The sequence below is a fragment of the Streptomyces palmae genome, from assembly GCF_004684805.1.
GTDB lineage: Bacteria > Actinomycetota > Actinomycetes > Streptomycetales > Streptomycetaceae > Streptomyces > Streptomyces palmae.
In genome coordinates, this window is the sequence record NZ_SRID01000207.1 from 1 (window position 1) to 12,046 (window position 12,046).

The 12,046-nt window shown below is 69.9% G+C and carries 16 protein-coding genes; 11 read left to right on the top strand and 5 right to left on the bottom strand.

Annotated features, from left to right (window positions below; translation table 11 throughout):
• Positions 1-102: 102 nt before the first annotated feature.
• Positions 103-879, bottom strand: coding sequence for an SDR family oxidoreductase (locus E4099_RS20390; RefSeq protein ID WP_135340535.1), 777 nt, complete (start codon positions 877-879; stop codon positions 103-105).
• A gap of 181 nt (positions 880-1,060) precedes the next feature.
• On the opposite strand from E4099_RS20390, the gene E4099_RS20395 reads away from it, so the two are divergent.
• From E4099_RS20395 to E4099_RS20405, 3 genes are all read left to right on the top strand, one after another.
• The gene (locus tag E4099_RS20395) at positions 1,061-1,933 is read left to right on the top strand and encodes a helix-turn-helix transcriptional regulator (protein WP_135340536.1); all 873 of its coding nucleotides are present in this window, start codon (positions 1,061-1,063) and stop codon (positions 1,931-1,933) included.
• Between the two features lie 204 nt (positions 1,934-2,137).
• A complete protein-coding gene (locus E4099_RS20400) occupies positions 2,138-2,713 on the top strand; it encodes an SMI1/KNR4 family protein (RefSeq protein WP_209446671.1) in 576 nt (191 codons plus the stop codon).
• A 121-nt stretch (positions 2,714-2,834) separates the two neighbouring features.
• The gene (locus E4099_RS20405) at positions 2,835-3,392 is read left to right on the top strand and encodes a cysteine hydrolase family protein (RefSeq protein ID WP_135340537.1); all 558 of its coding nucleotides are present in this window, start codon (positions 2,835-2,837) and stop codon (positions 3,390-3,392) included.
• 209 nt (positions 3,393-3,601) lie between these two features.
• Here the strand turns inward: E4099_RS20405 and E4099_RS20410 are convergent, their stop codons facing one another.
• Complete coding sequence (locus E4099_RS20410; protein ID WP_135340538.1) at positions 3,602-3,976, bottom strand: VOC family protein; 375 nt, start codon at positions 3,974-3,976, stop codon at positions 3,602-3,604.
• A gap of 404 nt (positions 3,977-4,380) precedes the next feature.
• Positions 4,381-4,803, bottom strand: a complete 423-nt coding sequence (locus E4099_RS20415; protein ID WP_135340539.1) for an ATP-binding protein — start codon at positions 4,801-4,803, stop codon at positions 4,381-4,383.
• 167 nt (positions 4,804-4,970) lie between these two features.
• On the opposite strand from E4099_RS20415, the gene E4099_RS20420 reads away from it, so the two are divergent.
• From E4099_RS20420 to E4099_RS20430, 3 genes are read left to right on the top strand one after another with little or no spacing between them, the layout of a single operon-like run.
• Positions 4,971-5,822: a helix-turn-helix domain-containing protein gene (locus tag E4099_RS20420; RefSeq protein ID WP_135340540.1), complete on the top strand. Its 852-nt coding sequence runs from the start codon at positions 4,971-4,973 to the stop codon at positions 5,820-5,822.
• Positions 5,823-5,832: 10 nt separating this feature from the next.
• Entirely contained in the window at positions 5,833-6,036 is a 204-nt protein-coding gene (locus tag E4099_RS20425; RefSeq protein WP_135340541.1) for a DUF397 domain-containing protein, read from the top strand.
• 10 nt (positions 6,037-6,046) lie between these two features.
• Positions 6,047-6,256 (top strand): DUF397 domain-containing protein, encoded by a 210-nt coding sequence (locus E4099_RS20430; RefSeq protein ID WP_342451933.1) that lies wholly within the window; start codon positions 6,047-6,049, stop codon positions 6,254-6,256.
• Between the two features lie 71 nt (positions 6,257-6,327).
• On the opposite strand, the gene E4099_RS20435 is transcribed toward E4099_RS20430, so the two are convergent.
• Positions 6,328-6,654: a rhodanese-like domain-containing protein gene (locus E4099_RS20435; RefSeq protein WP_135340543.1), complete on the bottom strand. Its 327-nt coding sequence runs from the start codon at positions 6,652-6,654 to the stop codon at positions 6,328-6,330.
• Positions 6,655-6,731: 77 nt separating this feature from the next.
• On the opposite strand from E4099_RS20435, the gene E4099_RS20440 reads away from it, so the two are divergent.
• Positions 6,732-7,316 carry a TetR/AcrR family transcriptional regulator gene (locus E4099_RS20440; RefSeq protein ID WP_245245037.1) on the top strand — a complete coding sequence of 195 codons (585 nt, stop codon included), beginning with the start codon at positions 6,732-6,734 and terminating at the stop codon, positions 7,314-7,316.
• A gap of 53 nt (positions 7,317-7,369) precedes the next feature.
• On the opposite strand, the gene E4099_RS20445 is transcribed toward E4099_RS20440, so the two are convergent.
• The gene (locus E4099_RS20445; protein ID WP_135340544.1) at positions 7,370-7,738 is read right to left on the bottom strand and encodes a VOC family protein; all 369 of its coding nucleotides are present in this window, start codon (positions 7,736-7,738) and stop codon (positions 7,370-7,372) included.
• 178 nt (positions 7,739-7,916) lie between these two features.
• Here E4099_RS20445 and recO point away from each other — a divergent pair, with 178 nt between their 5' ends.
• From recO to E4099_RS20465, 4 genes are all read left to right on the top strand, one after another.
• On the top strand, positions 7,917-8,663 hold the full coding sequence (gene recO, locus E4099_RS20450) for a DNA repair protein RecO (RefSeq protein ID WP_135340545.1): 747 nt from the start codon (positions 7,917-7,919) through the stop codon (positions 8,661-8,663).
• A gap of 78 nt (positions 8,664-8,741) precedes the next feature.
• Complete coding sequence (locus E4099_RS20455) at positions 8,742-9,590, top strand: isoprenyl transferase (RefSeq protein WP_135340546.1); 849 nt, start codon at positions 8,742-8,744, stop codon at positions 9,588-9,590.
• Positions 9,591-9,979: 389 nt separating this feature from the next.
• Positions 9,980-10,939, top strand: coding sequence for an acyltransferase domain-containing protein (locus E4099_RS20460; RefSeq protein WP_135340547.1), 960 nt, complete (start codon positions 9,980-9,982; stop codon positions 10,937-10,939).
• 21 nt (positions 10,940-10,960) lie between these two features.
• The gene (locus E4099_RS20465) at positions 10,961-12,031 is read left to right on the top strand and encodes an arylcarboxylate reductase (RefSeq protein WP_135340548.1); all 1,071 of its coding nucleotides are present in this window, start codon (positions 10,961-10,963) and stop codon (positions 12,029-12,031) included.
• The last annotated feature ends 15 nt before the right edge of the window (positions 12,032-12,046 follow it).

Genomic DNA, 12,046 nt, shown 5'->3' on the forward strand with positions numbered 1-12,046 from the left:
CCCGGCGCACCGAGCCCGGCGGGCAGGGCCCGGTTGGAGGCCGTGGTGGTGGAGCCGCCCTTCGGGCGCTCTCGGCGGCGGGGCCGCGCCCGTGCGGTGTGGTCAGCTGGCTTGGGCGGTGGGCATGATGGTGACCTGCTGGAGGTTCACCCGCGGCGGCAGCGTCGCGATGAAGCCGACGGTCTCGGCGATGTCCTGCGGCGTGAGCCACTCGATGGTCTCCTTGGAGCCGGCCAGCCAGTCCCGGGCGCCCTGGTCGGTGACGTGGCTCTGCAGCTCGGTGCCGACGATGCCCGGCTCGATCGCCGAGACCCGCACGTTCTTCGCGCCCAGCTCGACCCGCAGATGACGGGAGAGGTGGCTGACATACGCCTTCGTGCCGGAGTAGACGGCGAAGGTCGGGAAGATGTTCTGCGCCGCGATCGAGGAGGTGTTGATCAGATCGGCCACACCCCGCTCGGCGGCGGCCTTGACCAGCTGCGGGGTGAACGCCCCGATCGCGTTCATCAGACCGGTGATGTTCAGGTCGATCTGGTGCTTCCACTGCTCGGTCGCCAGCTCCTCGATCGGAGCCGGAAGCATGACCCCCGCATTGTTCAGCAGCAGGTCAGCGCCGCCGAACTCGGCCTCTACCCGGTCCGCCGCGCCCTGCAGGGCCGCGGCGTCGGTCACATCGGCGGCGATCGCCAGCGCGCTGCCGCCGTCGGCCTCGATACGGGAGACCAGGTCCGCCAGCCGGTCGGCGCGCCGCGCCATGACGATGACGCGGGCACCCAGGGACGCCAGCCGCTCGGCGGAGGCCTCGCCGATGCCGCTGGAGGCTCCGGTGATGACCGCGACGCGACCGGTCAGGGGCTGGGACATGGTGTTCGTGGACATGATGCGCACCTTCCAGGGGTGGGAGAGGGAGGAATCGCGACCGGCCTTCCGTCGGCCGCACATCCAGCACACCACCCACACGAGCCCCTCAGGACGCCATGACTGGCCCTGCTCAGACAGGTACCAGCAGGGCCACCCTGGAACGGGGCGCGGCGCCGCCGACATGCTCACACTGGAGCTTATGGACCGCACCAAGGAGATCTCCGGATTCCTGCGTTCACGGCGCGCGGGAATCACCCCGGAAGAGGCCGGACTGCCCACCGGCGGGCGGGTCCGCCGCGTACCCGGCCTGCGCCGGGACGAGGTGGCCCGCCTGGCCGGCGTCAGCACCGAGTACTACACGCGACTGGAGCAGGGGCGGGCCTCCAACCCCTCCACCGAGGTCGTGGAGGCGGTCGCCCGCGCGCTTCGGCTGGACGAGACGGAACGCGAGCACCTCACCGACCTGCTGCGGTCCGGCGCCCGGACCGTACGCCGCGCGCCGGCCAGGGCCCAACGGGTCCGGCCTGGACTGCACCTGATGCTGGAGACCCTCGGCCAGGTGCCGGCCTTCATCCTGGGCCGGCGCACCGACGTACTGGCCGCCAACCCGCTCGCCAGGGCCGTCCTCACCGACTTCGACGTCCTGCCCGCCACCCGCCGCAACCTGGCCCGCTACTACTTGCTGGACCCGCTGGCCCGCGAGCGGGTGGGCGACTGGGAACGGATCGCCGCGGAGACGGTGGCCATCCTCCGGCTGGAGGCGGGCCGCTACCCCCACGACCGGCAGCTGGCCGACCTCGTCGGAGAACTCACCCTCCAGTGCGCCGAGTTCACCGGCTGGTGGAACGACCACCGGGTGCTGCGCCGCACCCACGGCGCCAAGCACTACCACCACCCCCTCGTCGGAGACCTGCACTTCTCCTACGAGTCCTTCCAGGCCCCCGGCGACGCGGAGCAGACCCTGTGCGTCTACAACGTCGAACCCGGCTCCGAAACCGCCCAGGCCCTCCAGGTCCTGGCCAGCTGGGCCGCGCCCGAGGCCACACGGTCCGACCCGCTGCGCCGCGGTTGACCCATCGGCCCCGTCCGGTGTGCGCAGGGCACGGGACGCCGGACCGCCGGCACCCGCCCTCACCCACGGCCTCGGACGGCCGCCGGCGGACTGCCGGATTCCGGGGCGGGACCGAGCAGCCCCCCTCCGTGGCCGCGAGCCAGGCCCTGGGGCGGTGCCTGCCGCGGGCTCCGCTGTCAGACGGGTCTGGCAGGCTGCCGTGCCATGACTGACGATCTGATCGGCATCCAGGCGCCGGAGCGTCGCATCACCGACCCGGAAGAGGCGATCGCGGCACTGGAACGCGCTGTTCCCGGACTGGTCGAACACCGCCGACCGGCACCGGCCTCTGTCGACTGGCGCCTGCTGGAGGACGGCCTCGGCACCCCGCTGCCCGCCGACTACCGGCGCCTCGCCGAGTGGTACCCCACCTTCGCCCTCGGGGACTTCCTCCTGGTCGGACTCCCCGAGCCCGGCGAGGAAGGCGGCCTGCTGCGGGGCGTCCGCGAAGACCTGGAAGGGGTCATCCAGGAATGGTGGGAGGCCGACATGTCCATCGGTCTGCGCCCGCATCCGGCGCCGGGCGGCCTGCTGCCCTGGGCGGAGTCCAACGAGGGCGACAAGCTCCTCTGGCGTACGACCGGGGACGACCCGCAGCACTGGACCGTCACCGTCGCCTCCCGCAACGGCGGTTGGTGGTACTACGAGGGCGGTGCCGTCCAGTTCCTCGCCGAGTACTGCGCGGGCACCCTGGAGCCCTGGGCGCTGCCCCCGGTCACAGCCGAGGTCACCCCCTGCTGACCGTGCCGCACGTCCTCGCGTCCGACGCGCGCACCTCCACCGCGCCGGGGCCGCGTAGGATCCGGACAGCACCAGTCCGGCCCGTTCCCACGCCGAACCGACGGCGTTCCTGGAGGCGACATTGAGCAGCGCCCTTCTCGTGATGGACGTCCAACGGGCCATCGTGGACATCGTGGACGGCGATTCCGCCTACCTGTCACGCCTGCGCAGGGCGATCGACGGGGCCCGGGCGGCGGACATCCCCGTGATCTACGTGACCATCGCGTTCCGCCCCGGCTTCCCGGAGGTCGGCACGCGCAACAGGGCTCTCGCCGCCATCGCACAGGCCGACCTCTACATCGAGGGCGCCCCGGGCACCGAGATCCACCCCGAGGTCGCGCCCCGGCCCGGCGACGTGGTGATCACCAAGCGGCGGGCCAGCGCGTTCTCGGGCAGCGATCTGGATGTGGTGCTGAGGGCGCGCGGTATCGACAGCCTGGTGCTCACCGGCATCGCCACCAGCGCCGTGGTGCTGTCCACCCTGTGCCAGGCCAACGACCTGGACTTCGGCCTCACCGTCCTCTCCGACGGCTGCCTGGACATCGACCCGGAGGTGCACCGGGTGCTCACCGAGCGGCTGTTCCCGCAGTGGGCGGATGTCGCCACCGTCGACGACTGGCTCAAGGCGATCGCCCGGTAGGTGCCGGTACCGGCTTCGGTTCCCTGAAGGGTGTCCTCCCAGTGTCCCGGCTCGCACGGCCGACCGGGCACCGCCGGTGATCTTCAACGACTCGGAGCCGAGGCCGACTTGCCCGGACGCCCTGTCACCCTCGGACCGTCAGCGGGTCTCGCCGGTCGGTCGCCTGGTCGGGCCCCGCGCTCCGGCATCCGACCAGGCACCGCCTCGGCTTACAGGTACGGGCGGGTGATCAGCTCGATGGCGTGACCGGCGGGGTCCTTGAAGTACACCCCGCGACCGCCGTGCTCGTTGTTGATCTGGCCTGGGCGCCGCATCTGCGGATCGGCCCAGTGCTCGACGCCGCCTTCGCACAGTCGCCGGTACGCGCGGTCGAACAGCTCGTCGTCGACCAGGAAGGCGTAGTGCTGCATCTGGATCTCCACCGGCGGCTCGGCGAACTGCAGCAGTACGCCGTCGGAGAGCTGGATGTTGGTGAACGGCCCCCAGGAGGGCGCTTCCGAGAGTTCCAGCAGCTCGCGGAAGAAGCGAGCCGAAGCGTCGCGGTCCTTGGAAGCGATGATGGTGTGGTTGAACGTGACTGCCATGTGGTTGGCCTCGCTGTGGTTCGGCACGGAGATACGGGCTCGTGGTGTACGAGCACGGGGAGGTCCGCGTGCCGAACCGGGGTGGCGTCCGCACACCCGCCGACCGATCAGCCCTCCACCGGATAGCCGATCTGTGCGTGGCTTCGCGCCGGTCCGGTGTTCACGTCGGGGACCCTATGTGATCTTGCCGGTGGCGACAACACGGCGGTGGTGGCCTCGGCTCGGGGCCAGGCGGCGCACGCGAACACTTCGGCAGGCCCGGGCCGTTCAGGCGGGGACGCGGTGTGGGGCACTGTCGTCAAAGGGACCCGGGAGCTCCTCGCGACGGCCGCCGGTGCCGGTGCGGCGACGGAGGCCCGTGGCAGCTCCCCGGCCCAGGCCGTCGTCAGGGAGTCCGGGCCCGGTCAGGCATCCTTCTCCGGCGCGCGCACCTCGAACCAGACCTGCTTGCCGGTCGGATCCGGCCCCCCGGACCAGCTCACACCCCAGGCGAACGCGAGCTGGTCCATGAGTAGCAGCCCGCGCCCGCCCTCGTCCTCGGGCTCGGCCGGGCGCCGAAACGGGTGTTCCCGCGGATCGTTGTCCTTGACGACGACCAACGCGGTGCCGTTCTGCACGAGCACGTCGATGTGGATCACGTGGGTCGCCAGGGCGTGGCGATGGACATTGGTCACCGCCTCGGAGACGAGGAGCTTCACGGTGTCGATGAGCGAGGAGTGCCCCTGGGCGTGCAGCAGGGCACCGATCGCGTCCCGGCACACCCGCGAACTGGAGGGGTGATTGGGGGCACTGAGGCGGTAGAGGGCGGTGAGGTCGCGTACGGACATGGCGATGTTCTCCCAACGCGGGGCGTAGTGGGTTCGCTGCGTAGTGCGTTCCGACGATAGGGCAGCTGGATGCATTCATGTACCGCATTCACCTGAAGTGATGTATCGCGATTGGTTGCGCTCTAGCTTGACCTGGATACACTGCGTGATGGCGAGGGAGGGTGTAGATGCCGCAGAGAACAGCTCCGACCTTCCGGCAGAGACGTCTGGGCATGGAACTGCGCAAGATGCGTGAGCGGGCCGGCATGAGTGCGGCACAGGCGGGCCAGGTGCTCGGCGCTGAGGGCGCTCGGATCAGCAACATGGAGTCCGGACGCCTTGGCGTCAGCGAGGAACGTGTCAGGTTGCTGGCCGACATCTACTCGTGCAGTGACCGGGCGTACGTCGATGCACTCGCGGCCATGGCGGCAGAGCGGGGTAGAGGCTGGTGGGAGGAGTATCGCGGGAAGGTTGCCGCTGGAGCTCTCGACCTGGCAGAGCTTGAGCACCATGCGGTGGCCCTGCGGAATGTGCAAGTCATGTACCTCCCCGGGCTCCTCCAAACCGAGGCGTATGCGAAGGCGGTCTTCGCTGGCGCAGAGCCCGAGCCCACACCTGCTCAACTGCGCACCCGGTTGTCCTACCGGCTGCGGCGTCGCGATGTACTTGACCGGGTCAATCCTCTACGATGCACGTTTCTGATCCATGAGACGGCACTGATGATGCGTTTCGGTGGATCGGAAGTGCTCCGCGGGCAGTTGGAACACCTGTTGGAGGCATCGGAGCGGGAGAACGTGACCGTACGAGTGATTCCCTTCGCCGCGGGCAGCTTCCCGAACGCAGGTAGCTCCACGATGTACGTCCATGGCCCGGTCCCGCAGCTGGACACGGTGCAGCTTGACGTCACGGACGGTTCGGCGTTCCTCGACGCGGAGGTGCGGCTCGCAACCTTCCGGAGGGTGCTGGAGAGGGTTGAGGAGAAGGCCCTCACTGTCGAGGGATCGCGCGATTTCATCCATGCCGTCGCCAAAGAGCTGTGAGGCTATTGAAATGTCCGACACGAACTGGCAGAAGTCCTCCTTCTCGGGGGACGGAGAAGACAATCACTGCGTCGAGCTGGCCCATGCGGGCACCAGGCGCATCCTGTTGCGCGAGAGCGACAACCCCGCCGTGGTGGTGGCGACGCGCCCTGGGGCTTTGGGTGTCTTTCTTCGTGCCGCCAAGGCCGGAGCCTTCGATGCGGTCGCGCGGTAGCTGTGAGGGCGTGGCGTGGGCCGAAGCGCGGTGGCGCAAGTCGTCGTACTCCGGTGAGGCCCAGAACGCCTGCGTCGAGCTGGCCCACGTACCCGGCGCCGCCCGCATCCTGTTGCGCGAGAGTGACGACCCTGTCGTGGTGGTCGCGACCGCTGCGGGCGTTCTCGGGGCGTTTGTGCGCGCCGCCAAGGCCGGAGCCTTCGATGCGGTCGCGCGGTAGCTCCGGAGACGCTGGTCGGGGCGGCCGGGGGAGCGGGTTTTGGGTTCGCCCTCCCGGCTGCCCCGTGCCGGTCAGGCGGATTCGATGGGGAGTCCCGCCTCCACCCAGTCCTGGATGCCCTCGCGGTACTTGCGCACGTTGGTGTAGCCGAGGGCCGTGAGCCGGTCGGCGACCTGTCCGCTGTTTCCGCAGGCCGGGTTGGAGCAGTAGGTGACGATGGCCGCGCCGAGGTCAGGGAGCAGGGCCGGGGCCTGGGCGTCGACGTCGCTCGGGGGCAGCGCGAGGGCCCCGGGGAGGTGCTGCTGCGCGTAGTACTCGCCGCCCAGGGTGTCGACGACGGTCACCCCGCCCGCGTCGATGGCCGCCTTGAGTTCGTCTCGCGTGATGAGCGTGGTCATGCTGGCTCCTCCAAGGGAATCGGACTACAGTCCGCTTTATGGGTCAGGACCATAACGGACCGCAGTCCGATTCCGCAATGCTGTTGGAGCTTCTGCTCGCCCCGCCTCCCGTCGAGCAGGCCCGGTCGGCGCGCAACCGAGCCGCCGTACTGGAGGCCGCCGCTCGGCTGTTCGCGGAGCACGGTGTGGACGGGGTCTCCCTTGACCAGGTGGCGGCCGCGGCCGGGGTCGGCAAGGGCACCGTGTTCCGCCGCTTCGGCGACAAGGCCGGGCTTGCCGTGGCGCTCTTGGACAGCCGTGAGCGCGTACTCCAGGAAGGGATCCTGCACGGCCCGCCGCCCTTGGGCCCGGGGGCTCCAGCCGCGCAGCGCCTCACCGCGTTCCTTGATGCCTACCTTGACTACCTGCTGGAACACCTGGCGCTGGTCCGGATGTCCGAGACCGCCTCACCCGGCGCCCGCTACCGGATCGGCGCCTACCGCTTCTGGCACCGCCATCTGGCCATCCTGCTCGCCACCACGCCCGACCCGGACGGTACCGCTCACACACTCCTGGCCGCCCTGGCGGCGGAACACGTCACCGCGCTGCTGCCGGAGGTGGGTGAGCAGCGGATCCGTGACAACCTCCGCCGCGTGGCCCTGGCCGCCTTGGGGGAGTCGTAGGCGTCATCCACCGGACCCCCGGTCTTCCGGGGGAGAGGTCGGGGCGGTGCGTGTCACCGGGCCGGGATCGGCTGGGTCAGGTTCAGCGGGTTGCCGTCGGGGTCCTGGATGTGGGCGACGCGCTGTCCCCACGGCATGTCGTTCGGGCCGCCGGAGACCGAGCCGCCCAGCGCCGTCACCCGGCCGAGCGTCTCGCCGACGTCGTCGACGGCGATGCTGAGCAGGACCCGCGGTGCCGCTCCGGTCCCCGGATCCGCCTTGGCCACCAGGCCGAGGTCGGTGTCGCCGATACGCAGGCCGAGGTAGAAGGCCGGCCCTTCCTCCGGTATCCGGAAGATCTCCTCGGCGCCGAACAGTTTCGTATAGAAGCCCAGCAGGACGTCCAGGTCGGCGGTCAGGATCACTGGCTGGATGGTGGACATGGCACTCCTGTCGAGAACGGTCGTGTCGCTGGGTGGACCGTTCGAGGACGAGGAACTCATCGGTGAACCGCCCTGCCGGCGAGCGGCCCGCAGGTGCCGCCGGCCTGAGGCGGGCCCTCGCCCCCGCGGGCGGCGGCCGGTGGATTCGATCACTCGAAGGGTGCGCGAGAATGACCGCATGAGTCTGTTCCGCGACGACGGCATCGTGCTGCGCACCCAGAAGCTGGGTGAGGCGGACCGGATCATCACCCTGCTCACCCGCGGTCACGGCCGCGTACGCGCCGTCGCGCGCGGGGTGCGGCGGACCAAGTCGAAGTTCGGCTCGCGACTGGAGCCGTTCTCCCATGTGGACGTGCAGTTCTTCGCGCGGGGCAGCGAGCTGGTCGGGCGCGGGCTGCCGCTGTGCACACAGAGCGAGCTGATCGCTCCGTACGGCAGCGGGATCGTCATCGACTACGCCCGCTACACCGCCGGCACCGCCATGCTGGAGACGGCCGAGCGGTTCACCGACCACGAGGGGGAGCCCGCGGTCCAGCAGTACCTGCTGCTGGTGGGCGGGCTGCGGACGCTCGCCGCCGGGGAGCACGATCCGCACCTGGTGCTGGACGCCTTCCTGCTGCGCTCCCTCGCGGTCAACGGCTACGCCCCCAGCTTCACCGACTGCGCCAAGTGCGGGATGCCGGGGCCGAACCGGTTCTTCTCGGTCGGCGCGGGCGGCGTCATCTGCGGGGACTGCCGGGTGCCCGGCAGCGTCGTACCCTCCTCGGAAGCCGTGACCCTGCTCGGCGCCCTGCTGACCGGGGACTGGGCCACCGCGGACGCCTGCGAGCCGCGGCACGCCCGGGAGGGGAGCGGACTGGTGGCCGCGTATCTGCAGTGGCATCTGGAGCGGGGGCTGCGCTCGCTACGGTACGTGGAGAAATAGGGTCCAGCCGGGCGCGGGACCCGAGCCCGGCCGGGCGACCCCCGGCGAAGAAGATCACGCAAGAGGAGCGACACCCGCATGGCAGTACGAGGGATTCTGGGCCGTCAGCGCCGCGAGTACCGAGCCCCGGATCCGCACCCGTCGGGGGCCCGGCCGCCGAAGATCCCCGGCGACCTGGTGCCCAAGCACGTGGCGATCGTCATGGACGGCAACGGGCGCTGGGCCAAGCAGCGCGGCCTGCCGCGCACCGAGGGGCACAAGGTCGGCGAGGGCGTCGTGATGGACGTGCTCAAGGGCTGCCTGGAGATGGGCGTCCAGAACCTCTCCCTCTACGCCTTCTCCACCGAGAACTGGAAGCGCTCGCCCGAAGAGGTCCGCTTCCTGATGAACTTCAACCGCGACGTGATCCGCCGGCGCCGCGACGAGATGGACGAGCTGGGCATCCGCATCCGCTGGACGGGCCGGATGCCCAAGCTGTGGAAGTCGGTGGTCCAGGAACTCCAGGTGGCGCAGGAGCAGACCAAGGACAACGACGCCATGACGCTCTACTTCTGCGTCAACTACGGCGGCCGGGCCGAGATCGCCGACGCGGCGAAGGCGTTGGCGGCCGATGTGGCGGCGGGGCGCCTCGACCCGTCCAAGGTGAACGAGAAGACCCTCGCCAGGTACCTGTACTACCCGGATATGCCGGATGTGGACCTGTTCGTGCGGCCCTCTGGTGAGCAGCGCACCTCCAACTACCTGATCTGGCAGAGCGCCTACGCCGAGATGGTGTTCCAGGACGTGCTGTGGCCCGACTTCGACCGCCGGGACCTGTGGCGCGCCTGCCTGGAGTACGCCTCCCGCGACCGGCGGTTCGGCGGCGCGATCCCCAACGACCTGCTGAAGACGGAGAGTTCCCCGGCGCAGGAGCAGGCGCAGGGCTAGGTACGGGTCGGGACCAGTCGGCGAAGGGCCGCGGCGAGTGCACTCCGATGGGGTGCGCCCGCCGCGGCCTTTCGGCCTTCGGGCCGCCCCGGTTCGTACCATCATGCGGACGTTGGAGGGCGGCTGCGCCGCGGCTGGAAACAACTCCCTTTGCTGGTCGCGCCGATGGGTTCGAGTCGGTTGCAATATTTTCCAAATCGATGAAGCTCCAGGGGTTTTGATCGCAGTTGACAGTAGCCAGGGGTGGAGGTTGGATGATCACGAGGGACAGTTGTTCTAGGGGTTGACACGCCACCACCTGTGGTTTCACAGGGATATGACGGTATGTCGGTGGTGTGCGGCGTCTCGCTGTTCCCTACGGGAGAGAGCGCGAGACGGGGGATGTCGGCGTGACGCTTGCCTACGTACTTGACGGCGGCATGAACGATCAGCCGGGGGCTGGTTCGGAGCTTTACGAACTTTTTCCGGTCGTTCGCCGCTGTTATGAGGAAATCGAGGAGTGGACCGGGCTGGACGCCCAGCGCATCTTCACCGAGGAGCGCGAGGCGGGCCAGGAGCACCGGCAGGGGATCGGGGCGATCCGCCAGGCCGCCGCGGTCTTCGGGATCGCCGACGTCCTCGCCGAGGAGTACGGCATCACCCCCGGGGCGGTGTGCGGACTGAGCTTCGGCGCCCTGGTCGGCGCCAGCCTCGCCGGCGCCGTCGAGCGCCGCGACCTGTTCACCCTGCTGATGCGGATGCGGGAGATGCCCGCCACCGCGGCCTCCGACCCGCGCGGCGCCCACGGCGTCGCCGCCGTCCGCATCCCCTACGACCTCGACCTGGAAGAACGCCTGGAGCGGCAGGACGGGGTCTACCTCTCGGCCGACCTGGGCCGCGTCGGCGCCGGCACCGAGCGCATGGTGCTGCTGGCCGGCTACCGCTCCGCGCTGGCCGACTTCGGCACCCTGCTGCCGCCCGGAGCGCTCCAGGTGTCCCAGGAGCACGGCATCGCCTTCCACTCGCCGCTGCAGCGCGGTGTCCGCGACCACCTGGAGCCCACTCTCCAGGAGATGGCCTTCCAGGACCCCCGCGTGCCCGTGCACTCGTGCATGGAGGTCAAGACCCTCACCACCGGTGAGGAGATCCGTGACCTGTACCGCAGGAACCCCACCGACCCGGTGAGCGTGCCCCATATGCTCCGCGGCCTGGAGGGAGCCGGCACCGAACTCGGACTGGTGCTGGGCCCCTGCTCGTTCGGCACCTTCCTGGGCTCCTCCTTCCCCGTGGTCCACGTGGAATCCCCCGATCACGTTTTCGAAGCCATGACCGCCATTTATGAGCTCGGCATCGAGCTCGCCTCTAACTGAAGTAGTGGGTCGGTGAACTCGATGAAAGACGTAACTCCGCTGATCGAAGAGTGGCTTTCGCAGGACATCGACGCATGGACGCGCCGCGTCGTGCGCCGCCACTTCGACCCGGAGACCGGCAGCCCCTACTGGCTCAAGCGAGCCACCGAACTCGACTTCGACCCGCGGGACATCACTCGCTACGAGGAGCTCGCCCGGTTCGGCCCGATGCCCATCGGCGACCTGCGCACCATGGACCCCGCCGAGCTCGTGCCGCAGGCCGTACCCCGGCCGCTCACCGGCCGCGTCTGGGAGTCCGGGGGCACCACCGGCAACCCCTGCCGGGTCTACTACACCGAGCCCATGCTGGAGCAGCGCGCCGCCTGGCGCCGGTACGTCATCGAGAAGGAGGGCTTCGAGCCCGGCCGCAACTGGCTCCAGGCCAGCCCCACCGGCCCGCACATCATGGGCCACGGCGCCTGGGACCTGATCGACCTGTACGACGCCCGGGTCTACGGCATCGACTTCGACCCCCGCTGGGTCAAGCGGATGCTGCGCGCCGGACGGCTCAGCGATGCCCAGGAGTACACCGACCACCTGGTCGCCCAGATGTCCGACCTGCTGGAGACCCAGCCGATCGACTACCTGGTCACCACCCCCGCCCTCTTCCAGGCGCTGGCCAAGGCCCGGCCCGAGCTGGTCGCCGCCCTCAAGGGCGCCCGCCTCAGCGGCACCCACGCCACCCCGGCCATGCGCCGCTCCTTCCTCCAGGCGCTCGGCGAGGACAAGCTGCTCGTCGTCACCTACAACAACACCTTCGGCAACACCATCGCCCTGCCCGTCGAGCAGGACGGCGCCGTGATGCCCTGCGTGCCCAACTACCCGCAGATCACCATGGGCGTGGTGGACCCGCAGGACTGGACCCGCACCGTCGAGTACGGCGAGCACGGCCAGGTGAAGCTCACGGTCATGCACGACGACCTGTTCCTGCCCAACATCCTGGAGCGCGACCTCGCGGTCCGCTACGACACCGGCAGCGACTGGCCCTGCGACGGCGTGGCCAACGCCCGTCCGCTCCAGGTCGTCCGCACCGCCCCGGAGGGCATCTACTAGGCCACCCCTCGGACC

Excerpts from the sequence above, each read along its gene's own strand:
- E4099_RS20390 (WP_135340535.1), bottom strand. The coding sequence starts at position 879 with ATGTCCACGAACACCATGTCCCAGCCCCTGACCGGTCGCGTCGCGGTC.
- E4099_RS20395 (WP_135340536.1), top strand. The coding sequence starts at position 1,061 with ATGGACCGCACCAAGGAGATCTCCGGATTCCTGCGTTCACGGCGCGCG.
- E4099_RS20400 (WP_209446671.1), top strand. The coding sequence starts at position 2,138 with ATGACTGACGATCTGATCGGCATCCAGGCGCCGGAGCGTCGCATCACC.
- E4099_RS20410 (WP_135340538.1), bottom strand. The coding sequence starts at position 3,976 with ATGGCAGTCACGTTCAACCACACCATCATCGCTTCCAAGGACCGCGAC.
- E4099_RS20415 (WP_135340539.1), bottom strand. The coding sequence starts at position 4,803 with ATGTCCGTACGCGACCTCACCGCCCTCTACCGCCTCAGTGCCCCCAAT.
- E4099_RS20420 (WP_135340540.1), top strand. The coding sequence starts at position 4,971 with ATGCCGCAGAGAACAGCTCCGACCTTCCGGCAGAGACGTCTGGGCATG.
- E4099_RS20425 (WP_135340541.1), top strand. The coding sequence starts at position 5,833 with ATGTCCGACACGAACTGGCAGAAGTCCTCCTTCTCGGGGGACGGAGAA.
- E4099_RS20435 (WP_135340543.1), bottom strand. The coding sequence starts at position 6,654 with ATGACCACGCTCATCACGCGAGACGAACTCAAGGCGGCCATCGACGCG.
- E4099_RS20440 (WP_245245037.1), top strand. The coding sequence starts at position 6,732 with ATGCTGTTGGAGCTTCTGCTCGCCCCGCCTCCCGTCGAGCAGGCCCGG.
- E4099_RS20445 (WP_135340544.1), bottom strand. The coding sequence starts at position 7,738 with ATGTCCACCATCCAGCCAGTGATCCTGACCGCCGACCTGGACGTCCTG.
- recO (WP_135340545.1), top strand. The coding sequence starts at position 7,917 with ATGAGTCTGTTCCGCGACGACGGCATCGTGCTGCGCACCCAGAAGCTG.
- E4099_RS20455 (WP_135340546.1), top strand. The coding sequence starts at position 8,742 with ATGGCAGTACGAGGGATTCTGGGCCGTCAGCGCCGCGAGTACCGAGCC.
- E4099_RS20465 (WP_135340548.1), top strand. The coding sequence starts at position 10,961 with ATGAAAGACGTAACTCCGCTGATCGAAGAGTGGCTTTCGCAGGACATC.